The organism is Bacillus sp. V2I10, assembly GCF_030817055.1.
Lineage (GTDB): Bacteria > Bacillota > Bacilli > Bacillales > Bacillaceae > Bacillus_P.
This window is the reverse complement of the sequence record NZ_JAUSYV010000001.1, coordinates 619,906-643,322: the sequence shown is the minus strand read 5'-3', so window position 1 is coordinate 643,322 and position 23,417 is coordinate 619,906. Positions and strand designations below refer to the sequence as shown.

Sequence of the window (23,417 nt, the reverse complement as noted above, 5' to 3'; positions counted from 1 at the left end):
GTTATAATCACCTTACATATAAGAGTATTCAGCCAATTATAACATTCTAACTGATATACACTTTTAAAACTAGTAATGACTAAATCCTAAACTTTGGTATATAAATAATACAATATAAAAGTAATAGTTAGTCTAGTTATATGACATAATACAACAGTCAATGCAGCTCCAGTTAATCCATATAACGGAATTAAGAAAAATGAAGCAGCGAGAGATACTATAGTGGTTATAACATAAATCGTCATTTGGCTATTAAATTTTCGAGTTGAAACTAGTGCAGTTCCTAAAAAACTAGACATATACCAAATAGCCGCACCTATCATAATTAAAACAAATATATTATTGTAATTCTTGTACTCTGGACCGTACAAAGCTCCTAATATAATATCTCCAGACAACCAACTGACTAATACTCCAATAAGGCCTATGCCTACAGCTAGAATAATTAATTTTCTTATTAAATTCCTAAAGGATTTTAAATTAGTATTATATAGTCTTGCTAATCTTGGTGTTACAGATTGTGCCATAGACGTTATTATCATTCCACCACTTGCCATAATAAAAGCTATCGCAGAGAAAAAACCAACTGATTTTTCGTCCATGTAATATTGCAAAAAGTATCTTGGAATATTTGCATTAAATGAATCAAGGGAAGCTGCGATCCCAAGAGGTAATCCTGTAACGAATAATACTATTATTTTTTTGAAGTCAACTTTTCTCTTGAAAATATCCAATCGAGTTCCAGTAATAATGTATATCTTTTTTAAATTATAGATTAAAAATGTTAGTAAAAATGATAGACCAATTAAAGCCACCGCTAAACCTATGTTATTAAAAAGAATAATCGCGATTGTAACAAAAAGTACGGATAATAAACTCTGAATTATTTTCGATACAGATACAAAATCCATTCTTTCATGTTGCTGGAATAAACCGAAAGAAACATCACATATTGATTCGAAGATTCTACAAAAAGCCATTATAAATACAATTATTTGTGTTTCCTTATTTAGATTAATCCCACTAAGAATAATCCAAATAATTAGAAGACCTATTATATTGGCGATATTTCGATTATAAAAATATTCTATAAACTTATACTCATTTTTTGTATCTGTTGCTTGAATTGTTCTTAAGTTTACGTTCACAAGTAAAAAAACTGGTGCTGTTATTGCTAAAGCCAAAGCATATCGTCCAACCATTTCAGGTGTTCCAAATTTTGCTATCAATAGTATAATCATCAATTGGCTGAAAGCATAGCTCAAATTCCCAACTAACGTGAAAAGGAAATTTTTTTTTAAAGAAAATTGATTTGAGGGGATGATTTTCTCTGAATTAGGAACTAATTCCATTTAATTACTCCATTTTTTGTTTTTCTTATGACATAATTCTTAATAAATAATTTATTTATTCCATATGAATTTATTAATAATCTTGGAATAACTTTGTACAATTTTAACTACCTTTGCTGACACATTATTATCTTTGTAATCTATTGCCAATTCAACTTCTTTATTATCTTCCCACATTACACGGCACAAGTTAACGGCCTGGACAATTTCATTTTCTTTTATGCCACCAATAATAACACTACCTTTGTCCAATACTTCCGGACGCTCAGTTGAAGTTCTAATTAATACAGCAGGGAAATTTAAAATAGCCGATTCTTCGGACAATGTACCACTATCAGATAATACACAAAAAGAATTAACTTGCAAATTATTGTAATCAAAGAAGCCGAATGGTTTCATCTGCTTTACTAAAGGATTAAATTTAAAGCCACTTTCTTCTATACGTTTCCAACTTCTTGGATGGGTAGAATAAATAATAGGTAAATTATACATATCGGCTATATTGTTAAGAGCACTCATTAACGAAAAGAAGTTTTTTTCGTCATCAATATTCTCTTCTCTATGAGCAGAAACTAAAATATATTTTCCTTTTTCTAGAGCAAGTTCCTCTAATACTTTACTACTCTCTATCTTATCTATGTTTTTGTGTAACACTTCTGCCATAGGTGATCCTGTTACAAACACATGCTCTTTTCTTATGCCTTCTGATAGTAAATATCTTCTGCTGTGCTCCGTATAGGCTAAGTTAATATCTGATATGTGGTCTACTATTTTTCTATTGATCTCTTCAGGTACATTTTGATCAAAGCAACGATTCCCTGCTTCCATATGGAAAATGGGTATTTTTAAACGTTTAGCTGCAACCGCACTTAAGCAGCTATTTGTATCACCTAGAATTAACAACGCATCAGGTTTTTCTTGTTTTAAGATTTTATATGTGCCTGAAATAATATTACCCATAGTTTCACCTAGATCTTCACCTACAACTCCCAAAAAATGATCAGGTTGTCTCAACTCTAATTCCTCAAAAAATATTTCATTTAATGTGTAATCCCAGTTCTGCCCAGTATGAACTAACCTATGGTCAAAATATCTATCACAAGCTTTTATTACCTCTGATAATCTGATAATCTCAGGTCTAGTTCCTACAATAGTCATTAACTTCATTTTTTTCATATATTTAAACCTCCAAGTAATACGTATCTGGCTTTTCTGGATTGAAAATTTCACAAGCCCAAAATAGGGTTAAAACATCTTCTTCCCCAGTATTCTCTATTGAATGTGTATAACCAACTGGTATGTCCACTACCTCTGGTGTTTCACCATTCACCTTATATTCAAGTATATTTCCAGAGTCTATTTGTCTGAACTTGATAACGGCATCACCTTGAATTACAAGGAATTTTTCTACTTTAGTATGATGCCAGTGATTGCCACGTTTAATGCCCGGCTTGGTTTTTGAGATGAATATTTGTCCCATACTATCGGATTTTATGAACTCTGCAAGCCAACCTCGATTATCAACATTTTTCTTTAATTTATATGAAAAATTATCTTCTTCTAAATAAGATAAAAATGTACTATATAAAGCTCTATCTAAATCTTTTTCCAATGATGGCATTACTAAAGATTCCCTATTTTTTCTAAAAGAATAGATCTTTTCTGTAAGCTCACCTATTTTGATTTTATGTGTTACAGGCACTGCACAGAAACATTCCATTACTGTCTCATTACCTTCTAATGCTCGTTTAAATTCTGCTAGTACATCATCTATATAACATAATGTAAGTTCTACACTTGGGTCATTAACTTGAATTTCTAGATCTCTTGCTATATTGTGACAAAATGTTGCTACAGCACTATTATAGTTAGGCCTGCACCATTTTCCGAAAAGATTAGGTAATCTGTATACCAGAGCTTTTGCCCCTGTTTCTTTACTATATTTAAACAATAAATCTTCTCCAGCTTTCTTACTTCTACCATAAGGATTATCCTTTTCAGCCTGTATGGAAGAAGTAATCAAAACAGGTGATTTATTATTATGTTTTTTTAGTAGTTCTAACAATTCAAAAGTGAAACCATAGTTTCCATACATAAATTCTTTTTCTTCTTTTGGCCTATTAACACCTGCTAAATGAAAAACAAATTCACATTCTTTTGTATATTTATATAGCAAAGATAAATCGCTTTCTCTATTAAATTCAAATATTTCATTGTAACCTTTAGTTTTTAATTCGGCAATAAGGTTTTTCCCTACGAACCCCTTTGATCCTGTAACTAGTATTTTCACTATTTAATCCAGCCTTTCCGAAGTATGTTAAGAAACAGACTACTTGGTTAGAGTTTTATTATCTAAATGAAATTTACTTTTTCAAAAATAGGGAAAAGGTTAATCCACCTAAATATTTTCACAACTATTACCCCATTAATCTATTTATTAGTCACTAGTTTAACTTTAGTATTTTTCAACTCTTTTTGAACAAATTCTAATTCAAGCAATTTTTCTTTAATCTGTTCTATATTTAAAATTTGGGTATTATGCGAATTATATTCTCCTTCTGTTGATAATTTCTTATCCCCTTCCGCAAAATACTTGTCATAATTTAAATCGCGTTGATCAGATGGAACCCGGAAGAATCCACCTAAATCTTCAGCAACTACATATTCTTCCCTTGTTAGGAGTGTTTCATATAACTTTTCACCATGCCTGGTACCAATAACCTTAATCTCAGTATCAGCGTTAAATAGCTCTTTTATTGCTTGTGCTAAATCTCCAATTAAACACGCTGGTGCTTTTTGTACCATGATGTCTCCAGCCTCTGCATTTTGGAAGGCAAATATAACTAGCTCTACTGCTTCTTCCAGACTCATGAGATACCTTGTCATATTGGGATCTGTAATTGTTAATGGTTGACCACTTTTTATCTGTTCAATAAATAACGGTATGACAGATCCACGAGAGGCCATTACATTACCATACCTAGTACCACAAATAAGCGTTCTTTCTGGATCGACAGTTTTTGCTTTAGCAACAAAAACCTTTTCCATCATTGCTTTTGAAATCCCCATTGCATTAATTGGATAGGCTGCTTTGTCAGTTGAAAGGCAAATTACCTTTTTGACACCATAATCTATAGCCGCTGTTAAAACATTATCAGTCCCTAAAATGTTAGTTTTTACAGCTTCTAGTGGAAAAAATTCACAAGACGGAACTTGTTTTAAGGCAGCAGCATGGAAGATATAATCAACACCATGCATAGCATTTTTAACACTAGCCAAGTCTCTAACATCTCCAAGGTAAAACTTAAGTTTATTACTTTTATATTTCTTTCTCATATCATCTTGTTTTTTTTCATCACGTGAGAAAATACGAATTTCTTTAATCTCAGTATCTAGGAATCTTTTCATAACCGCATTACCGAATGAGCCGGTTCCTCCAGTTATTAGTAATGTTTTATTATTAAACATGTTCTTTACCTCGCCTTTCCAAAATGATTCTCTAATATTTCAACAGAACGATTCACATTAAATTCGCTTTCTAAGTACTTTCGTCCGTTATCTCCCATCTCAGAAAGTCTTTCTGATTTGGACATTTCTTTTGCCTTATTTATAACACTTTGTACATCACCCGACCACACCCACTCACCACAGTTAGCTTTCTCAATCATCTCTTTAAGATCAGTGACTTTATCTATCGCTGCAATGACAGGCTTTGCATATTCCATATATGCCAGAATACGAGATGGATAGTTTGGTATTGTGAATCGTGGATCAAGCACAATCAGTCCAATATCACATTCTTTCGTTATCTGTTCGTATTCAGTTCTCGGGAGATTCTCAATCACAAGCGCATTGTTGATATCATTTTCTTTTATCGTCTGTTCTAACTTTGGTCTATCAGTTCCCCTACCGACAAAGAGAAAGTACATTTCCTTTTCATCCTTACAATCCTTAATAACTTCACACAAAAGATCTATATACTGCGGCCTCCCCATATTCCCACCAAATAAAAAAACGCAGGCTTCTTTAGGAATTCCGTAACGCTCTCGCATTGGAAAACTAATTGGTTTTATAGAACCTGTCAATTTTTTAGTGTTTGGAAATATTTCGATATTTTGGGGATTGAGCCATGAATTGTGTTCCACAATATATCGTTTATTCTCTGAAGACATGCACCCAATATAATCTGCTGTCTTGAGCAACTTCTTTTCTTTTGCTTTGAAATATCGATATAAGAGCCCATTTCGTTTTAAAATGCCCAAGTCAACTGCATTTTGCGGAAAAATATCTTTAAGCATTAGATATGATGGACAACTAAAGTTCTTCTTGGCCCAATCCACTAGTCCAGCATTCGTTACCGGTGGTGCTTCAAATAAGATTAAATCAAAGATTCTATCTCCTAGGTACTTTTTTATACCTTTACGCATAAGTACTGGTATTTTTAAAGAAGTTATACCCTTTTCAATATATCCTACATCATAGTAATTCCCGGTAACTACCCGCAGTACATCAAAACCACGTTCCTTCTTCATTTCAGTACTTTTTTTATTTCTTGACTGTTCGGACACTGCAACTGTTATTTCATGCCCAGCCTCATTTAATGCCTCTGCTAAATCTGTGTATATTGTTGCACCTTTAGTCGGCTCCGGAAACGAAGTCGCAATATATAAAACTCTCAAAATATCTACCTCAATTTCTTTCGCATACTATCATATTTGGTATTTTATAAATTCCACAAGTGATAAACTTGATGGCAACCAACTTGCTTACAACCAACCTTATGATAAAAGTTAATTGCATCCATATTCCGCACTTGAGTACCAACTCTTATTTCACCGTAGCCACGTTGATGTGCTTCATTTTCAACTGCTTTGAATAAACTTGTACCAATACCACCTTTAGCTACATTTTGCGACACAGCAATAAGCTCTATTACACAGGCATTATCTGAATAAGAATGTAATAAAAAACCGTTTAGATCAGTATTCTCACCCTTAGATAACGCATAAAACTTCTCGGATTTATCAAATGAATTTATAAGCCATTTATGATAAACTTGATCTCCACCACGTTTAGCCAATTCCGGATCCTCTGTAAACTTCGAGAATTGAAAATCTGCAATCTCTATCACTTGATCATTTCTCTTTAACTTTTGATGAACTGTAATGTTTTTTGGAATTTCATGTAGACCTTCTATCTTTTTCACAAACTGAATATTCACATCTGCCAAAAACGCAGAAGTATCTTTCCCTATCACCTGTGTATTAACAGGTTCTGAATTTTGATTCTCAATTGATATAAACTGATAATCTCTAAATCTGGTTTTCAGTTCATCCCATTGATTCAAGTTAAGAGGCTTAAGCAAAAGGACTTTGGCACTCTTTACCCCAAAAAACTCTGTGTCCCACTTTAAGTCGTAGAAGGTCACTGCATTTTCAATATTTTTTTTTTTCATAAGAACTCCATCCTTTTTACATTCCTATGCCAGTATTACTATTAGATTTAGCATTCTTATCAGTTACAAATACATCTTCACGTTTTAACACTGAAACAGCTGTTTTAAAGAAAATCTTAATATCTAGTAACCAAGACATGTGGTCAATGTAGTAGATATCATTTTGGATTCTTTCTTTCCAAGGCACAGTGTTTCTAAAGTAAGCTTGGTTATACCCAGTAACTCCCGGTCTAATTTCTAGTTTTCGTTTTTCATTGCCCTCATATAGTTCACAATGTTCCGGCAAGTCAGGTCTAGGACCGATGATACTCATGTCACCCCTTATGATATTTAATAGCTGGGGTGTTTCGTCTAAACTTGTCTTCCGAATAAACTTACCTATTTTAGTTAATCTAGGATCATTTTCTGCATTAAAAGTAGAACCATCTTCATTTCTTAAATCCGGAGCGTTCACTTTCATAGAACGGAATTTATACATTTTAAATACTTTTCCGTTCTTACCAAGTCGTGGAGCATTATAAAAAATTGACCCTTTGTCTTGAAAGTAAATAAGTGAACTAATGATAGCTAAGATAATAAGCCAAAATGGCAAAGCTATTACTGATAGAATTAAATCAAATACTCTTTTAAATAAGATCTTATACATTGCGTCACCTCACTAGAGAATCGTTACGGACATTATTTATAACTTTTTTTAAAATCTCAATAATATACTCCACATCCTCATCACTTAGTAGCGTATGAAGCGGCAATGTTATCTCATTCTTATACATATCAAAAGCATTAGGATAATCCTTAATATCAAATCCTAAATTCTTATAAGCCGTAAACATAGGCAATGGCTTATAGTGGACGTTACATGCAACACCCGCCTCAGCCATTTTTACGATTACTTCATTTCTCTCAGCTTCCCTCATACCAGGTATTCTCACTAGATATAGATGACCTGAAGAAGCAAAGTCCTCGCCATAATGCTGCAAGTTTTGAATTCCAAATGGTAAAAGTGCTTTATCATACATCTCAATAATCTCTTTACGTCTTTTTATCAGAGCTTTATATCTTTTTAACTGTATCAAACCGAACCCAGCCATAATATCGGTCATATTGCACTTGTAAGCGGGATAGACAATGTCATATTCCCATGCACCCTTTTTCGTTTTAGCCAGAGCATCTTTAGATTGACCATGAAGACTATATAGCATGAATTGCTTATAAAGCCACTCATCATCTAAACCAAGGTCATCACGCCAAACGACTGCACCACCTTCGGCAGTTGTCAGATTTTTTACTGCATGGAAAGAGTAGCAAGTGAAATCTGCAGCTTGTCCACATTTCCAACCTTTCCTCTCAGCTCCAAAAGCATGAGCAGCATCAGTCATTACAATTACTCTATTAAATATCCATTGAAGCTCATTATTAGCCTTAAACAGTTCCTTTTTATTATCTACTATTTCGTAAATTGCCTCGTAATCACACATCTTTCCTGCTATATCAACAGGAATAATTGCTTTTGTCTTCTCTGTAATTGCTTCAGCAAGTTTTGAATAATCCATTTCAAAAGAATCCGGTGCGGTATCAACAAGTACAATCTTCGCCCCAACGTGATCAATAATAGAAGCAGATGCCGTATAAGTATATGCTGAAGTTATTACTTCATCACCTGGACCAATTCCTAAAATTCGAAGAGTAAGCTCCATAGCGGCAGTAGCTGAGTTTAGGCATACTGCTTTGTTTACACCAACGTATTCAGCAATTCTCAATTCAAACTCTTTTGTTCTAGGTCCAGTTGTTATCCAACCAGATCTCATTGCTTTTATAACTTCTTCAATCTCTGCATCTGTAATGTCAGGAGGAGAGAAAGGTATATTTCTAACTTTATTTTGAATCATAATGATTTTCCTCACTTCACACATAAATATTTTTAGTAGCTTAATTAGAATTAAACCCTTTCCAATAAACTATAACCCACTAAATTTCGACTTCACTCACTACAATAAAGAATATATCCTAAACAAATATATAGAAAAAAACATTAACTACTTAATCGAATCAACTTGAGGTTATTAAGAATAACCTCAAGCCAATTCATTACAACTTTTGCTCATCTTTCTATTAAAAAGTTACTGATTCACTTCTTCGGTTTTTAAAACACTTTTTAAATAATCTACAATTTGAAGTTTCAAATCATTCCGCTCTAAAGCAAACTCCACCGTAGCCTTTATAAAACCAAGCTTATCTCCAACATCATAACGTTGTCCCTCAAATTCACAACCAACAACCATTTGCAATTCATTTAACTTCTTAATCGCATCTGTCAATTGAATTTCCCCACCGGCACCCGGTTCAAGGTTCTTTAGTATATTAAAAATCTCTGGTCTTAGAATATAACGTCCCATGATTGCATAATTAGAAGGCGCTTCTTCTAATTTTGGTTTTTCAACTAAATTATCAATATGAAATACTTTATTTTCAATCTCACCGTTACTAATAGAAATCACACCATATTTAGAAACATCTTCATTAGGAACTTGTTGAACTCCAATGACTGACGAGGTATATCTTTCATACACATCGATCAATTGTTTTAAACAAGGTTTTTCAGGTGAGTTCACAATATCATCGCCTAGCAAAACAGCAAAAGGTTCATTCCCTATAAAACGACTAGCGCAGGCGATAGCATGACCCAATCCTAATGGTTCTTTTTGACGAATATAGTGAATGTTTGCTAGTTTAGAAATCTCTTGGACTTCTTTTAACTGCTCAAACTTCCCCTTCTTAGCAAGAGTCTCTTCCAACTCATACGACTTATCAAAATGATCTTCAATCGCTCTTTTGCCTCTGCCTGTAACAATAATAATATCTTCTATTCCTGAAGCTACTGCTTCCTCGATAATATACTGAATTGTAGGTTTATCTACGATTGGCAGCATTTCTTTCGGTTGAGCCTTAGTTGCCGGTAAAAATCTCGTTCCTAACCCCGCTGCTGGAATGATCGCTTTTCTTACTTTTTGCATAGAATCCACCTCTTAATTAGAATTTTTCATTAAAAGATTTTCTTTTTTATTGGCTAAATCCAATACATATCTACATAAAAATTCCTGGTCGAAACTAAAATAATTCTCAATCAGGTTATAAACCCTGCTGTAATCAACATCTACCGACTTCCCAATGAAAATCTTCGGAAAAATAGCTTTTCCATGAACTTCATTCTCTCCTAGAAGTTCCTCATACATTTTCTCTCCGGGTCTAATACCTGAAAACTCCAACCCGATTTCTTCTATAGAGTAACCTGACAACTGAATTAAATTTTTAGCCAAATCAACAATCTTAACAGGTTCTCCCATATCAAGAACGAAGATTTCACCGCCACGTGCAAGTGCTCCTGCTTGCATAACAAGTCTTGAAGCTTCAGGAATCGTCATAAAATACCTGGTCATATCAGGATGAGTAACTGTAACCGGTCCACCAGCTTGTATCTGTTTTTTAAATAACGGAATTACGCTGCCGCGACTACCCAAAACATTTCCGAATCTTACAGCAACGAAATTTGTTTGACTTTCTTTATCAAGATTCTGTATCACCATTTCAGCAATTCGTTTAGTAGAACCCATAACGTTCGTTGGGTTTACCGCTTTGTCTGATGAAACTAATACAAAGGTTTTAACTCCGAATGTATCAGAAGCTTCTGCAACATTTTTTGTACCAATCACATTGTTTTTTACAGCCTCTTTTGGATTGTATTCCATTAAGGGCACATGCTTATGAGCTGCTGCATGATAAACAACATCTGGTTTGTGCAATTCCATTACTTCGAAAATTCTGTAACGATCTTGTACGTCTGCAATTACCGGAATGATTTCAAATTCATTCTGATACATGTTTCTAAGTTCAATATCGATCGAATATATGGAATTTTCTCCATGACCGAGAAGCAATAGTTTCCTAGGTTTGAATTTACTTACTTGTCTGCAAATCTCAGAACCTATTGATCCTCCAGCACCGGTAACTAAAACTGTGTTTCCTGATATTTTCTTAGAGATCGATTGGATATCTAATTCTACCGGTTCTCTGCCTAGCAAATCTTCAACCTTAACATCTCTAAACTCGTTAACCGATACTTTACCAGTCATTAAATCCTCTATTTTAGGGATGATTTGTGTTTTTGCATTCGTTTTGCTGCACTCTTCAAAAATAACCTGTAAATCTTTTTTGTTAAGAGATGGGATTGCAATGACAATATTTTCAATTTTATATTTCTCTACGATTGTTTTGATAGACTCTGTCTTGCCTTCTACAGGAATCCCCATTATGTGCAGATTTAATTTTTTTGGATCATCATCTGCAAATGCAACAGGATACAAACCATTGTCACTGTTGTTCAATAACTGGCGTGCAATCATTGTTCCAGCTGCACCAGCTCCAATGATAAGTGTTCGTTTCTTATCTAAAACTTTTCCTATAATTCGATGTCTTACCATTCTCCACGAGAAACGTGATCCTCCAATTAAAAGGACATGCAGCATCCAAGTTATGAAATACACCCGTACGTAGATATGCCCAAAAACTAGTGATTGAACAATTGCTGCTGCAACAATTGAAAGTGTGACTGCCTTAACGATTCCTACTAACTCTCCCACACTTGCATACTGCCACGCCTTTTTATATAGGTGATAGAAATGAGCAAAGATATGATGGCTAATTAATAGCGTGATTGAATTGAAAAATAAGATTGGCATGGTGAAGATGCTTAAGTATGGATGTAGGATGAAATACCCTAGATAAATTGCAGTAAGTACAATTAATGAATCTATACTGACAAGCATGGCTATTCTTTTCTTATATGTCATAATGACATGTTCCTCCTTTCGGTCATTTGTTTTTCATCTTTTTGTAATTCCATTAATCTTTCTTCGATTGTTTCTTTTAACAGTTTTTCAATTTCGAAAATTTGTTTATCCGTAGCATGTCGTTTGATATAACGAACAGTTTTTACAATGTTTATAGGGAAAGCATCTAATTTCACTTTGATAGCTTCCTTTCTAAAATAAGCCTAATAGCTTTTTTCGTTTGATCCGTTCTGGACTTTCTTTGTAGATTGATTGTCCACTGACTAATAATTCTGCGTTTTCTACGAAGTAGTATTGGCTTCCTCTTCCGTATTCTTTTTTCAATACATTCATAGCTTCATTCCACTTGAATCTTCGATTTGAAGTGTTATGAGCATCGGAAGCGATAAAATGTGTGAGTTTAGCTTCAATTAGCTGATGAGAGAACTTTTTGATCTTTTTCCCAAACTCTCCTGTCAAACTTGCAGCTGTAATTTGTGAGCATGCCCCTTTTTTTATAAGGTTATAGAGAATGGTAGGATGCTCAATGATTTCTGCATTTCTTTCAGGATGTGCGATGATTGGAGTTAAGCCTTTCATCTGTAAATCGAACAGCATTTGTTCTGCATACCTAGGTACGTGATTCGATGGGAATTCTATTAGAATGTAGTTTGCTTGATTGAGCGAAAGAATTAAATCAGAGTCATAATCCTGCAGAAGCTCTCCGTACAATCTGACTTCTTGACCTGGCATAATGGTTAGCGGTATATTTGCGTGATCTATCGCTTCTCTTAGCACTTCGATCCCTTTAGTGACTGTTGCCTTGTTGTTTTCATAGCGACCATTTTGGTGATGAGGGGTTGCTATGATTGTTTTGATTCCTTCGTCAAATGCTGCTTTGGCCATTTCAAGGCTTTCATTCAAATCGGCTGCTCCATCATCCACTCCGGGCAATATGTGGCAGTGTATATCGATCAATTTCCTTCACTCTTTCTTTTGTTACTTTTGAATCATGTTTTGTCATGAATTTGAATGAATGTTACTTATTTCCACGGAAAAAGCACAAAGAAAAGGGGGAACCTTGTCCATGAGACTTATTTCCCGCCGTAGTAGTAGTAGTATGAGCTCTCACTTGCTTTCTTTCCGTTAAGCACGACACCTAATAGCTTGCTTTTAGCTGCTTCAAGTGCTTCTTTTGCTTTTAACGCCATTTCTCTTTCTGTTTTCCCGCTAGAAACAACCAGTAAACATCCTTCTGTTTCATTTGCTAGAATTTGTGCGTCTGTGACAGCCATTACAGGTGGAGAATCAAAAATGATTATGTCATAGATTCCATATGCATTTTCAAGCAGCTGCTTCATTGATTTTGAAGAGAGCAATTCCGCAGGATTTGGCGGAATCGGACCGCTTGATAGAAGGTCCAGGTTTTCGACTTCTGTGAGATTCACAGCTTGTTCTAAAGACTTCTGTCTTAGTAAAACATTGGTTAACCCTTGAAAATTCTCTGTTTTGAACGTGTAATGCATAGTCGGTTTTCTTAAGTCTGCGTCGATCAAGAGAACTTTTTTTCCTTGCTGAGCGAATACTACCGCAAGATTGGCTGCGGTGGTTGATTTCCCTTCGCCTGGACCAGTTGATGTAACTAGCAACGATCGTACTTCTTGATCAACAGCAGAAAACTGGATATTGGTTCTTACTGTACGATATTGTTCAGAGATTGGTGATTTTGGTTTTAATACTGTTATTAAACTGCGATTGTTCACCTTAAATAATTTGTTTCCTTTACGCGCCATAGTTTTCACCTCTTGCTCTAGTGGTTTTGGATGGCTTCACTTGTTTTTCTTCTAATTCATCGTCACGGTCCATTAAAGCAATAGATCCTAAGACTGGTAGCTCAAGCAGCTTTTCAATTTCCTGCTCGTCTTTAATGGTGTTATCTAGATACTCAAGTAAAAATGCAAGTCCGACACCTGACATTAATCCGACAACAAATGCAATCGCCATGTTTAAAACGGGTTTAGGTTTTATTGGTGAAAGCTGTTCACCGATGTCTGCCTTTGAAAGGATGCTGACATTGTCTACTTTCATGATGTTTTTGATTTCTGATTGAAACGTTGTAGCAACTGTGTTCGCAATTAAAGCTGCTTTTTCTGGATCTTCATCTTGTACGGTAATAAGGACAACTTGTGAATCCTTTTCGCTGCCTACCGTAATTTTGCTATTTAATGCTCCCGTGCTTTCTTTTAAATTCAATTCACTTTTCACTTTGTCCAAAATAGCTGGGCTTTTAATAATAACGTTGTATGTATTTATTAATTGCAGGTTTGTTTGGATTTGGTTTGGGTTGAATTGCTGCTGATCGGGCTGAGATTGGTTGACTAGGATTTGGGTAGAAGTTTGGTAAATAGGTGTGATAAAGAAGTAACTGACAACTCCGCTCGTCATTGTTGCGATGGCTGTGATGATAAGTATGAGACCAAGACGCTTCTTTAGCGTGGTGAACAGTTCTTTCAGACTAATGGTTTCCTCCACGGTGACCTCCATAGGTTAAATTTCTCACTGAAATTATCGTTGAAATTCTTCAGAAACATATCAAAATGATATGAAACTATCATTTTATATAATCAATAACTCCTATTATACAAACTAAGTTGACAAAAGCCACGCTTTTTACAATATTTTCACAAAAAAAGAGCGTCAAATTTCGACACTCTTCGCGGTATTGCTGAGTTTTCTTACATCATATTCATTAAAAAGGTAATTCCGGCGCCAAATGTTGCTGCAAAAAATGGAATCGAGATGTAGAGCATTTTTTTATTCCATTCTTTTTTTGCATCTATTTCTTCAGGTGTTAACCAAGTTCGTTTCATTCAAAAACTCCTTCGTTTTTTAGCAACTGGCTGACTTAGTACCCAGTACCTTAGCCCCTGTAACTTTGCGTCATTGCCTTTCAGCATTTTTTTAAACGAGCTGTAGAAACTGGTATAAACTTGCTGTTATACTAAAATTATCGAACAATTCAAGAATAATATTAATAGGCCTTTATACCTAACAAACCACAAAACCCGCAATTTTCGACAAATTGCGGGTTTTGCGCGCGAATTGCGCGAATTATGCTGTATATAATTTTTTCATTTGAAGGATAAGGTCCTCCACCATTTCTTTTGTTGTAATCGTCGATGATTGCTCGCCTTTTTGCTGAGCATTTACTAATAGCTTCAAAAAATCTTCATGATTGATTTGATTTTCTTTCATCGTACCTTTTACCCTTTCATTTTACATTTTTATACAATCGTGATTATGAGCATATTATAATCCTAGATTCGCAGAAGTTCAACAACTATTTACATCTTTCGATACAATCTCTCTTTTATGTCCCCGAATGATGACAACTCTAAACCTCTCCGCCGAAAATTTCCTTTCCATTTTATCCTTTGTTCAATATCAGTTATAATAAAAGAATTGACTACGAAAAGCGCAAGTGCCCGTTTAGCTCTGACAGACAGATAAGAATCCGGCAGAAAAGTCCGGGTTTGACTTTTTTGACGGATTTGTTTTGGCCGAGGAGTTGGGCGATAAAGCTGGATAAAGAAGCGCAAAATTATATACTTTCTTATTACTTAAAAAAGGAGCGGTGTCCCATGCTTCAGCATGAACTGGATAAAGAGTTGATTCTGCATGCGGGTGAAGAGCTGCAGGATCAGCTTTCGCCTGAGTTAGAAGACGATCGCAATCTTGTGAAAAAAGGGCTAATGCTGTATCGGCAGGGCAGCGTGTACAACGTGAAAATAGATGGACACACAATGAGTGCCAATGTGCAGGATGTGACGCCTGTTCGGGTTGTGCTTGAGCTTGATTTTTTTACAATGAGCTCATGTTCCTGTTCTGCAGCTTTTCCCTGCCGTCATGTTGTGGCATCCTTTCTCTATTTATATGCAAGCGTCGAACGAGTCGGTACATATATAGACGCTTGGAATGCCAAGACGCAGCAGGCGATTCTTGCCCAGCTGAAGCCGGCCAGCCAGATGATACCATCTGTGAGCTGGAAGGATGATTCTCTTTCAAGCTGGCTATCGTTTTTTGAGTTTGAATACAAGAGATGGGCTCAGAATCGGCCGCGCAACATTCAGCAAATACAGAGCTTGTACAACCATTACTATCCCGTGCTGAAGAAGAAGGCTCCGAAAAATGCGGACCTCAGACGGTTTTATACTATACATGCAAACCTTACGACATTGTTCTACATGCTTCGTCTACTTAATGAGACGAAACCAAATGATCATTTGTTACATCATGTTTATCATTCTTATTTTGAAGAGTGTATTGAGTCCATTACATTCGAACTTCGGGAGATGCGGAAATTCGCGTTGCCTTTCTCTCTGGATTCACTTTTTGAAGAGAGCATGGAGGTTTTTCATCAGCTGCTTGATGTCAGCAGTTATCTGCAGTTTGAACGGATCAGTCTTTACCGTGCTCTTTGGATCGGTCTGCTTAATCGGAAGAAGTGGATTGAGCGAGAGGTTGACTGGCTGAATGAGCAATTAAGTGAACGTGATGTCCCTGAATATCGTCTTGCCTTAATTCATATGGATTTTCTTCAGGGCGATGATGATGCTTTATTTGAGAAGATGAAGGTCTTTAATGACGGAGCTTTTCCGATTTTATATGACTGGGTTGGCGATCTTGTTTCCCGGAAAAATTGGAAGCGAGCTTCGAAGTGGTTTACGTATTTGCTTGGGAAATCGGATGCTTTTTTAAACAGCGACATTCCATATGAAGAGAAGCGCCGTTCGATTCGCTTTTTCCTGGATATACTGTCAGAGTACTCGACTCAGACCAAGGATGAACGGCTGTATGAGAATGCCTGCCGCAATCTGCTTCCATTCAGTTACGCAGAGTATCATCATTTTCTCGTGAACCGGAAGCAATTCAGAACATGGGCAGAGCTGCATTTGCTGCTTGGGTTTGAATTGTATGAGATTGACCGTGATTTGTTAAAGATGATAGAGAAAGAAAGTCCTGAATCGCTGCTGACGATATATCACCATGCGATACGCCAGGAGATCGCTCTCAGGACGCGAACGAATTATAAGCTTGCGGTGCGCTATTTAAAGAAAGCGCGCACGTTATATAAAAAGATAAAGAATGAAACGCAATTTGAAATCTATCTTGAAAAGCTTTCACATGAGCACCGGCGACTGCGTGCTTTTCAAGAGGAGCTGAAGAGAGGAAAGTTGATTCATGCTGAATGATTTGAAGATCTCCGTCCATACGGAACAAATCGAGAATTTTCACTTTTACGTATGGTGCACGACGAAGGATGAGAAAACGCTCGGAACGAATCATATGCGGCGCTACTTGTTCACATGGCATGAATCCTCTTTCTTTGGATCGCTGCTTGAAGATGTGAGCTACATTGGGGTCCCTTCTGTTTTGCTTTCTCCATGGATGATGGTTGAGCTGATCGGAAAAGATACGACGAATTCGCTGGCTGATATTGAGTACAGCGGTGATGCTGTCCCGCTGATTGATGCAGCAGAGGCCATTTACGACTGCATTGTGAACGGCGAGTTTATGCCTGATTTTGAACGGTGGAAGAATGGTACGTTTGGCTGGCGTGATACTGCTGGAGAGCTTGAAGGCTTTACGGCGGATTGGCTGTCTGCTGCTGTGAGCGATTTGATTGAGCGGAATTCAGATCTGGGGCGGGCATGGAGTGACATTGTGGAAGCTTATGCCGCTACAGAGAAGTTTGAAGGTCATTTTCTTGACGAGCGCGACTGGCTTGAGAAGATCGGCTTCTTAATTGATGATGCTCCGTTTACGATTGGGCTGCGGTTAAATGAGCCTGATTATGATGGCGACGATTGGAAGCTTGAGTTGTTTTTGCGGGACCGAAAGAACCCGGATTCGTTTCATCTTTTTCAGGGACTGAAGGATTTGCCTACTCCATGGCGAGGTTATATGGACCGGATTGAACGCGAGCAGCAGCGGTTTGAGGAAATTGTGCCGTGGCTCTCTTTTCAAAATGGGAACACGCATATTACCGAGGATGAGGCGTGGCTCTTTTTAACAAGTGCTAGTGAAACGTTTGTAAATACTGGCGTCGAGATTCTCTTGCCATCATGGTGGCAGGTTGTCCGTGATTCAAAGGTGTTGCTGAAGGCGAAGATGTCGTCGGTCCCCGCGCGGACAATCGTTTGTCGGCATGAACTCGCTGATTGATTTCAACTGGCGCTTTGCGACGAATGGCGTGGAGATGAGTGAGGAAGAGTTTATGGGGATGGTGAATGATAACCGCCGTCTTGTGAATTTTAAAGGACAGTGGATTAAGCTTGACCCTGCTTTTATTAAACATGTGCAATCGATTTTGAAAAAGGCTGAAAAAGAAGGCCTGCACTTTTCCGATATTCTGCAGCAGGAACTTGCTGATGCACGCGATAACGATGATGAGGTTCTTGATTCAAGAGCATTTGCGAATATTCATATTGAGCTCAGCCGTCAAATGAAGTCGATGCTTCGTCAGCTGACGGAGATAACGGATATTCCGACGCACGATGTTCCTTCGACGTTTCACGGTGATCTGCGTCCTTATCAGCAGCAAGGCGTTGACTGGCTGCTGTTTCTGCGGAAGTTCCATTTTGGCGCTTGTTTAGCGGATGATATGGGGCTTGGGAAAACGATTCAGATGATTGCTTATTTTGTGTATGTAGTGGAGCACGAGAAGCGTGAAGCTCCGTTTTTAATTATTGCCCCTACCTCTGTCCTTGGAAACTGGCAGAAGGAAATTGAGAAGTTTGCTCCTAGTTTGAAGGTTCATCTTCATTACGGTCCTAATCGGGCAAGGGGTGAAGATTTTCATGTATCGCTTGCCGATACGGATATTGTTTTGACGTCTTACGGCCTGTCTCACGCCGATCATGAAGAGATTGCTTCCGTTACATGGAGCACGATATGTTTGGATGAGGCGCAGAACATTAAAAATGCGCATACGAAGCAGTCCCGTGCGATTCGGAAATTGAAGGGTCTGCATCATATTGCCTTAACAGGGACTCCGATGGAGAATCGCTTAACGGAATTGTGGTCGATTTTTGATTTTATCAATACAGGATTTCTTGGCAGCTTGCATAGTTTCCATAAGCGATTTGTGCTCCCGATTGAGAAGGATCGGGATCCAGCGATTATCGGAAACCTGCAGCAGCTGATTAAGCCGTTCCTGCTGCGCCGGACGAAGCGTGATGAACAGGTTGCGCTGAATCTGCCTGAGAAGCAGGAGCAGAAAGAGTATATCCCGCTTACGGTTGAACAGGCATCTCTTTATGAACAGCTGGTTAAGGATACTTTTGACCAAGTGTCACAGCTTGCAGGGATGCAGCGGAAGGCTTTGATTTTGAAGATGCTCGGGAAGCTGAAGCAGATCTGTAATCATCCTGCGCTTTATTTGAAAGAGGAACATGCGGCATCAGTGACAACACGCTCTCATAAAATTGAGAAGCTGCTTGAGCTTGTAACGGCGATTCGGGAGCAGGATGAGAGCTGTTTGATATTTACGCAATATATAGGCATGGGTGAAATGATTCAATCCTTGCTCGAGAGTGAATTCGGAGAGAAAGTCTTGTTCTTAAACGGCAGTGTGGCAAAAGCGGCGCGCGACAAGATGGTGGAGCAGTTCCAGAATAAAGAGTATTCGATTTTGATTTTGTCACTGAAGGCTGGAGGAACCGGCTTGAATTTAACGGCCGCAAATCACGTTGTTCACTATGACCGCTGGTGGAACCCTGCTGTTGAGAACCAGGCTACAGACCGTGCTTACCGCATTGGTCAGAATCGTTTCGTTCACGTGCACAAGCTGATTACTACAGGAACGATCGAAGAGAAAATCGATGGCATGCTTGATAAAAAGCAATCCTTGAACGATGAAATCATCCAAAGCGAGAGCTGGATCACAGAGCTGTCCACAGACGAACTGGAAGAGCTCTTCACCCTCTCCATGAGCTAGGAGGCGCGCGACATGAGCAAGAAAAAAGACGATTTGAAGAAAGAAACAATGAGTGCAGAGTGGAAGAAGCTGTATGAGTTGATTGCGAAAAAGGTTGGGAAATAGGATTTTTGTAGGGACCAGTCCGGTTTGGGCTGGTTTTTTTGTGTTTGTTTAGTGGTTTTTCTAGATGCAGTTGGGTATTTAAGGGTTTGGGGATAGCTGTTGGTACGGAAATTCCGTCAGACAGTTGGATTACTTTCCAATATGGGGTTTTTACTTGCCGGAATGGCTCTTTTACTAGCAGGAATCGGACAAATACTTGCCAGTTTGGATTATATACTATCTTTTTTCCAGACACCTCCATCTCTTTAAGTTAAGACCTGATTTGTTTTTTTATATCCTGCTTGTCCCTTCTCATGAAAAAACTAGCCGGAGAGTTCCGGCTAGTTAAGTGAGGAAGTGGGGAGTTCCTTGATTCTGTTTCTGTGAGGGGTTTTGAGGGGTTGTTATTTTTCTGTTACTGCAAGTTCACGGGTTTTGCCGCCCATGAAGCGTACGGAGTCCGCTACTACTTCTGTGACATAGACGCGCCTGCCTTCCGAGTTTTCGTAGCTGCGGGTCTGGATGCGTCCGGATACGCCTACGATTGAACCCTTGCGGCAATAGTTGGCTGTGTTTTCTGCCGTTTTTCTCCACAGGGTGCAGTTGACGAAGTCTGTGTCCATGTCACCCGCTGCATTTTTAAAAGACCGGCTCACTGCGAGTGTGATATTGGCGACAGGCGCCCCTTCTGCTGTGTAGCGCATTTCCGGATCTTTCGTTAAGCGTCCGACCAGCGTGACTGAATTAATCACCTAATTCCTCCTCTCTTTAGCTTACAAGGCTATTGTAGCGGGTATTTGGAATTAGGAAAAATCTTGAAAACGCCGTTTTTGGATTGTAAAAAGTGATTTTCCCTGTAGAATTTCTGTTTTTTCTAGGGTCAATTATTACGATTCGTTATGTTTGCTGCTATTTTCTATGTATTTGAAATAAATAGGATTGCTGTTCATGACCTGAAAAAGTGATGCTTTGGAGAATAGCTTGAAATGCTTGTGATGCGATGAGTTCATTTTGAATGGCTGTTTCTTCATAACGCTTGGTTTGGTCTGTCCATACGTACGATTTGATGGACATTTCACTTTTAAATAAATCGAATAGGATTCTTACAATTTGAAGCTTGTCTTTTGTTTCGTATAATATTTCTACTGACGCTTCCCTATGTACCTGGAAGTGGTAGTACTTTGTTTTGCCGGCAATGATCTCCCCTACTTTTAATAATAATGATTTATCATCTGACCTTTCCCTCACCATTTCACCCGTTGTTTGCAGATCTTTTACCGAAATTGTTTTTAACTTAATCGTCTCCATTGATCAGCCTCATTTCTTAAAGTTTGCTATTTTACCATAGCAAATTTACAAGTTTATGAAAACAGCCGGATATAGGCATTTTCGCTCGTATATTGTCATATTTTGTATTAATTCTCTCATTTCCTCTTTTTTCCTCTTTTTTTTATCTATTTAATTGATTCATTCTGCTCATCCCTCTGTTTAGTGCTTCACTCTTTCTGTATGGTATAATGTAACAATAACCATACAGGAACGATAAACTGGACCAAGGAGGGTATTTATGAAAACGTTTAGACTCGTAGGGCTGACCATTGAAGTGCAGGGAGAAAATGGTGCTCGTTTAGAAGAAATTCCTTTATCGGACGGACTGATCATCAACAAAGAAGACGGGGAAAATCACTGGATGATTGAAGCTCTTTTAGCAAAGGAACACCGCTCATATTTTGAAACACTCTCGCAAAAGAATAAAGAGCTGCATCTATATGTAACGATTTCCAAGAAAACCAACAAACCCGCCGAGATCGTGGCGATGATTAAATCCATTATGGTCCTGGAAGAACATATTTCTGTCTTATTTGAGGGGCGGATGCTCGCGCGGAAAGCAAAGCACGAGCCTGAAAAATTGCTTGAGGATCTGCTGAGGAAAGGTCTGCACGGTGAAGGCCTAAAGCAGGCTTTCAAACAAAAGCTAAAGGAACAAAGAGAATTAAACGTGAAAAAGTCCGCTCAAGCGTGAGCGGGACTTTTTTTATTTATGCGGTTATTTGTTTTCTTCTTTCATATCGTTTTCCATGTTCTGTTCCATCTCTTTCTCGTCTTCTTCCATCTTGTTCCCATCTTCCTGCATGTCTTCTTCCATATCCTGCTCCATGTTCTTCTCTGTTTCGTCCTCAGCAGGAGGAGGCGTTTCATCATTTGGCACTTCTTCTTCCATATTGTTATCTTCCGGTGGTGCAGGATCCTGATCGTCCGCACAGCCCGCAATCAGCATAGCTGCTAGTAATGTACCTGAAATTTTGAGTATCCACTTCTTATTCATAATCATACTCCTTCCTTAATTAGACCTTTATCCAGCGGTCGTGGTTAGGGTGTCCAGAATGATTAGGTTTATTCGGAAAATTTGTCTAAAATGGGTGTTACAGTATTTATTTACCACATGTGCGGAGATGTAAACGTTTATTTGGGGAGCTGGTATCTGCGGTTTTTGTAGGTACCTGTGTAGGGGAGGTTTAATGATTTCAAGATCCTGGAAGCAGATGAGTTTGATGCAAGCATTAGAAATTTAAGGGTCTCTTTGGTTGTAATTGAGGTTTCAATTAACATGGCATAATCCATGAGAGACTCAATGTGGGCATCTTTGCTAGAAAAATGACATTTCATGCAAAACCAGCTACCGCTTACTCTTCTCATTGGAAGACAACCACAATTTGTGCAATGTACACCTATTAGAAGGTCTGAAGGGAGAACCTGAAAAGTTTGCAGGACATCTGGATCATATGGAGCATGCTGTCTAACTAGGAGTCTTGAAATTCTGTTAAGATCCTTATTTGTCATTACTGTATTCTTATATCTTTTGTTTAACTTGTTTATCTCACCAGGTAATTTAGCTGCGTGAATGACTTTCTTTTGAATGGTATCTGAGTGCATAGGAATTGATTTAATAACGGTTGAGGGGTTGCTAATAACGATGTAAGAAATGATGGGAACAGGAGGAAGTTTATGTTTTTCGAACCACTTTTCGAGGTTTCCATGCTGGCGCTGCAATTGAAGAATCGGATCTGGAAAAGCATCTTCACGGCCATTTTGTGTTCGGAGTAACTGATTGTATTTCTGATCAAAACATAAGGTTCCGCTCATATTTTTTATCTCAAGAATGACAGCGAATACAGGAGATAAAATAATAGTATCCATTTGAAAAAAATACTTTTCGTCTTGAGGAAGTCTTACATCGTGAAGAATGATGAATTCTTTACTATCAATCCCGTCCAAATGAAATAATAAAGATTTTTCACCTCTATATCCAGCTATACATTTTGAGTATTCCTCTTCAATCCTGTGCCTCTTTGGATAATTTGAAGGCAGCCTTCTTAGCAAAGCTTCTAATTTTTGCAGTTTGAGAGTCCTTTTCAGCTCTTTCTTAATCAAAAAATCACTCCTTTTTATTTCCCTTAAAACTATTCTTTCTCCGGTGCTGCTTTCCTTCAATTTAGCCAGAATTAATTTCAGGAATGCGGTAAATTGGCTTAACTCGTCAACTATATGATTTTACTCTTCAACTTTGCACATTTTCTCATCACTTTATCAAATTTACTCATCAACTATTACGAAATACTTTCACTTTTCCAATTTATTCCCAATTTAAAAATTGCAGGCACCTTTTTTAAACGAAATCTGGAATTTGCTAAACGATCTTG

At 37.6% G+C, this 23,417-nt stretch carries 23 protein-coding genes, 1 pseudogene and 1 riboswitch; of the genes and pseudogenes, 4 read left to right on the top strand and 20 right to left on the bottom strand.

What is annotated here, in order from left to right:
- Positions 1-86: 86 nt before the first annotated feature.
- The 16 genes from QFZ72_RS03420 to QFZ72_RS03345 all read right to left on the bottom strand — a co-directional run bounded on the left by QFZ72_RS03420 (position 87) and on the right by QFZ72_RS03345 (position 14,888).
- Complete coding sequence (locus QFZ72_RS03420; RefSeq protein WP_307429392.1) at positions 87-1,352, bottom strand: oligosaccharide flippase family protein; 1,266 nt, start codon at positions 1,350-1,352, stop codon at positions 87-89.
- A gap of 51 nt (positions 1,353-1,403) precedes the next feature.
- Complete coding sequence (wecB, locus tag QFZ72_RS03415; RefSeq protein WP_307429388.1) at positions 1,404-2,528, bottom strand: non-hydrolyzing UDP-N-acetylglucosamine 2-epimerase; 1,125 nt, start codon at positions 2,526-2,528, stop codon at positions 1,404-1,406.
- Positions 2,529-2,532: 4 nt separating this feature from the next.
- A complete protein-coding gene (locus QFZ72_RS03410; protein ID WP_307429386.1) occupies positions 2,533-3,642 on the bottom strand; it encodes a capsular polysaccharide biosynthesis protein CapF in 1,110 nt (369 codons plus the stop codon).
- A gap of 140 nt (positions 3,643-3,782) precedes the next feature.
- Positions 3,783-4,820: a polysaccharide biosynthesis protein gene (locus QFZ72_RS03405; protein ID WP_307429383.1), complete on the bottom strand. Its 1,038-nt coding sequence runs from the start codon at positions 4,818-4,820 to the stop codon at positions 3,783-3,785.
- A 5-nt stretch (positions 4,821-4,825) separates the two neighbouring features.
- On the bottom strand, positions 4,826-6,031 hold the full coding sequence (locus tag QFZ72_RS03400) for a glycosyltransferase family 4 protein (protein ID WP_307429380.1): 1,206 nt from the start codon (positions 6,029-6,031) through the stop codon (positions 4,826-4,828).
- A gap of 44 nt (positions 6,032-6,075) precedes the next feature.
- On the bottom strand, positions 6,076-6,807 hold the full coding sequence (locus QFZ72_RS03395) for a GNAT family N-acetyltransferase (protein ID WP_307429377.1): 732 nt from the start codon (positions 6,805-6,807) through the stop codon (positions 6,076-6,078).
- A 16-nt stretch (positions 6,808-6,823) separates the two neighbouring features.
- Positions 6,824-7,453 (bottom strand): sugar transferase, encoded by a 630-nt coding sequence (locus QFZ72_RS03390; protein ID WP_307429374.1) that lies wholly within the window; start codon positions 7,451-7,453, stop codon positions 6,824-6,826.
- A gap of 4 nt (positions 7,454-7,457) precedes the next feature.
- Positions 7,458-8,696 (bottom strand): DegT/DnrJ/EryC1/StrS family aminotransferase, encoded by a 1,239-nt coding sequence (locus tag QFZ72_RS03385; protein WP_307429371.1) that lies wholly within the window; start codon positions 8,694-8,696, stop codon positions 7,458-7,460.
- A gap of 231 nt (positions 8,697-8,927) precedes the next feature.
- The gene (galU, locus tag QFZ72_RS03380; protein ID WP_307429368.1) at positions 8,928-9,821 is read right to left on the bottom strand and encodes a UTP--glucose-1-phosphate uridylyltransferase GalU; all 894 of its coding nucleotides are present in this window, start codon (positions 9,819-9,821) and stop codon (positions 8,928-8,930) included.
- A gap of 12 nt (positions 9,822-9,833) precedes the next feature.
- Entirely contained in the window at positions 9,834-11,654 is a 1,821-nt protein-coding gene (locus QFZ72_RS03375) for a polysaccharide biosynthesis protein (protein ID WP_307429365.1), read from the bottom strand.
- Positions 11,651-11,830, bottom strand: coding sequence for a hypothetical protein (locus tag QFZ72_RS03370; protein ID WP_307429362.1), 180 nt, complete (start codon positions 11,828-11,830; stop codon positions 11,651-11,653). Before QFZ72_RS03370 ends, QFZ72_RS03375 begins: the two co-directional genes overlap by 4 nt.
- Before the next feature lie 16 nt (positions 11,831-11,846).
- On the bottom strand, positions 11,847-12,611 hold the full coding sequence (locus tag QFZ72_RS03365) for a tyrosine-protein phosphatase (RefSeq protein WP_307429360.1): 765 nt from the start codon (positions 12,609-12,611) through the stop codon (positions 11,847-11,849).
- Positions 12,612-12,727: 116 nt separating this feature from the next.
- Positions 12,728-13,426: a CpsD/CapB family tyrosine-protein kinase gene (locus QFZ72_RS03360; protein ID WP_307429357.1), complete on the bottom strand. Its 699-nt coding sequence runs from the start codon at positions 13,424-13,426 to the stop codon at positions 12,728-12,730.
- Positions 13,416-14,165 carry a YveK family protein gene (locus tag QFZ72_RS03355; protein ID WP_307429354.1) on the bottom strand — a complete coding sequence of 250 codons (750 nt, stop codon included), beginning with the start codon at positions 14,163-14,165 and terminating at the stop codon, positions 13,416-13,418. The genes QFZ72_RS03360 and QFZ72_RS03355 overlap by 11 nt, the downstream gene beginning before the upstream one ends.
- A 203-nt stretch (positions 14,166-14,368) precedes the next feature.
- Positions 14,369-14,503 carry a hypothetical protein gene (locus QFZ72_RS03350; protein ID WP_307429352.1) on the bottom strand — a complete coding sequence of 45 codons (135 nt, stop codon included), beginning with the start codon at positions 14,501-14,503 and terminating at the stop codon, positions 14,369-14,371.
- Between the two features lie 18 nt (positions 14,504-14,521).
- A riboswitch (cyclic di-GMP riboswitch) is annotated at positions 14,522-14,604 on the bottom strand.
- A 140-nt stretch (positions 14,605-14,744) separates the two neighbouring features.
- Entirely contained in the window at positions 14,745-14,888 is a 144-nt protein-coding gene (locus QFZ72_RS03345; protein ID WP_165971016.1) for a YwzD family small protein, read from the bottom strand.
- Between the two features lie 386 nt (positions 14,889-15,274).
- Between QFZ72_RS03345 and QFZ72_RS03340 the strand changes: the two genes are divergently transcribed.
- The 3 genes and pseudogenes from QFZ72_RS03340 to QFZ72_RS03330 all read left to right on the top strand — a co-directional run bounded on the left by QFZ72_RS03340 (position 15,275) and on the right by QFZ72_RS03330 (position 19,986).
- Complete coding sequence (locus QFZ72_RS03340) at positions 15,275-16,885, top strand: SWIM zinc finger family protein (RefSeq protein WP_307429349.1); 1,611 nt, start codon at positions 15,275-15,277, stop codon at positions 16,883-16,885.
- Positions 16,875-19,632 (top strand): annotated as a pseudogene (locus QFZ72_RS03335) (DEAD/DEAH box helicase). Before QFZ72_RS03340 ends, QFZ72_RS03335 begins: the two are co-directional and overlap by 11 nt.
- A 204-nt stretch (positions 19,633-19,836) precedes the next feature.
- Positions 19,837-19,986 carry a hypothetical protein gene (locus QFZ72_RS03330; RefSeq protein WP_307429345.1) on the top strand — a complete coding sequence of 50 codons (150 nt, stop codon included), beginning with the start codon at positions 19,837-19,839 and terminating at the stop codon, positions 19,984-19,986.
- A gap of 134 nt (positions 19,987-20,120) precedes the next feature.
- Here QFZ72_RS03330 and ssb read toward each other — a convergent pair whose 3' ends face one another.
- Both ssb and QFZ72_RS03320 read right to left on the bottom strand, forming a co-directional pair.
- Positions 20,121-20,468: a single-stranded DNA-binding protein gene (gene ssb / locus QFZ72_RS03325; RefSeq protein WP_307429342.1), complete on the bottom strand. Its 348-nt coding sequence runs from the start codon at positions 20,466-20,468 to the stop codon at positions 20,121-20,123.
- Between the two features lie 157 nt (positions 20,469-20,625).
- Positions 20,626-21,024 (bottom strand): hypothetical protein, encoded by a 399-nt coding sequence (locus QFZ72_RS03320; RefSeq protein WP_307429339.1) that lies wholly within the window; start codon positions 21,022-21,024, stop codon positions 20,626-20,628.
- A 259-nt stretch (positions 21,025-21,283) separates the two neighbouring features.
- Here QFZ72_RS03320 and QFZ72_RS03315 point away from each other — a divergent pair, with 259 nt between their 5' ends.
- Positions 21,284-21,739, top strand: a complete 456-nt coding sequence (locus QFZ72_RS03315) for a YwpF-like family protein (RefSeq protein ID WP_307429333.1) — start codon at positions 21,284-21,286, stop codon at positions 21,737-21,739.
- A 24-nt stretch (positions 21,740-21,763) separates the two neighbouring features.
- Here QFZ72_RS03315 and QFZ72_RS03310 read toward each other — a convergent pair whose 3' ends face one another.
- Together QFZ72_RS03310 and QFZ72_RS03305 are read right to left on the bottom strand one after the other, a co-directional pair.
- On the bottom strand, positions 21,764-22,042 hold the full coding sequence (locus QFZ72_RS03310; protein ID WP_307429330.1) for a hypothetical protein: 279 nt from the start codon (positions 22,040-22,042) through the stop codon (positions 21,764-21,766).
- 137 nt (positions 22,043-22,179) lie between these two features.
- Positions 22,180-23,148 carry a nuclease-related domain-containing protein gene (locus QFZ72_RS03305; protein WP_307429327.1) on the bottom strand — a complete coding sequence of 323 codons (969 nt, stop codon included), beginning with the start codon at positions 23,146-23,148 and terminating at the stop codon, positions 22,180-22,182.
- Positions 23,149-23,417: the final 269 nt, after the last annotated feature.

Excerpts from the sequence above, each read along its gene's own strand:
- QFZ72_RS03420 (WP_307429392.1), bottom strand. The coding sequence starts at position 1,352 with ATGGAATTAGTTCCTAATTCAGAGAAAATCATCCCCTCAAATCAATTT.
- wecB (WP_307429388.1), bottom strand. The coding sequence starts at position 2,528 with ATGAAAAAAATGAAGTTAATGACTATTGTAGGAACTAGACCTGAGATT.
- QFZ72_RS03405 (WP_307429383.1), bottom strand. The coding sequence starts at position 4,820 with ATGTTTAATAATAAAACATTACTAATAACTGGAGGAACCGGCTCATTC.
- QFZ72_RS03395 (WP_307429377.1), bottom strand. The coding sequence starts at position 6,807 with ATGAAAAAAAAAAATATTGAAAATGCAGTGACCTTCTACGACTTAAAG.
- QFZ72_RS03390 (WP_307429374.1), bottom strand. The coding sequence starts at position 7,453 with ATGTATAAGATCTTATTTAAAAGAGTATTTGATTTAATTCTATCAGTA.
- QFZ72_RS03385 (WP_307429371.1), bottom strand. The coding sequence starts at position 8,696 with ATGATTCAAAATAAAGTTAGAAATATACCTTTCTCTCCTCCTGACATT.
- galU (WP_307429368.1), bottom strand. The coding sequence starts at position 9,821 with ATGCAAAAAGTAAGAAAAGCGATCATTCCAGCAGCGGGGTTAGGAACG.
- QFZ72_RS03375 (WP_307429365.1), bottom strand. The coding sequence starts at position 11,654 with ATGACATATAAGAAAAGAATAGCCATGCTTGTCAGTATAGATTCATTA.
- QFZ72_RS03360 (WP_307429357.1), bottom strand. The coding sequence starts at position 13,426 with ATGGCGCGTAAAGGAAACAAATTATTTAAGGTGAACAATCGCAGTTTA.
- QFZ72_RS03350 (WP_307429352.1), bottom strand. The coding sequence starts at position 14,503 with ATGAAACGAACTTGGTTAACACCTGAAGAAATAGATGCAAAAAAAGAA.
- QFZ72_RS03345 (WP_165971016.1), bottom strand. The coding sequence starts at position 14,888 with ATGAAAGAAAATCAAATCAATCATGAAGATTTTTTGAAGCTATTAGTA.
- QFZ72_RS03340 (WP_307429349.1), top strand. The coding sequence starts at position 15,275 with ATGCTTCAGCATGAACTGGATAAAGAGTTGATTCTGCATGCGGGTGAA.
- QFZ72_RS03320 (WP_307429339.1), bottom strand. The coding sequence starts at position 21,024 with ATGGAGACGATTAAGTTAAAAACAATTTCGGTAAAAGATCTGCAAACA.
- QFZ72_RS03315 (WP_307429333.1), top strand. The coding sequence starts at position 21,284 with ATGAAAACGTTTAGACTCGTAGGGCTGACCATTGAAGTGCAGGGAGAA.
- QFZ72_RS03310 (WP_307429330.1), bottom strand. The coding sequence starts at position 22,042 with ATGAATAAGAAGTGGATACTCAAAATTTCAGGTACATTACTAGCAGCT.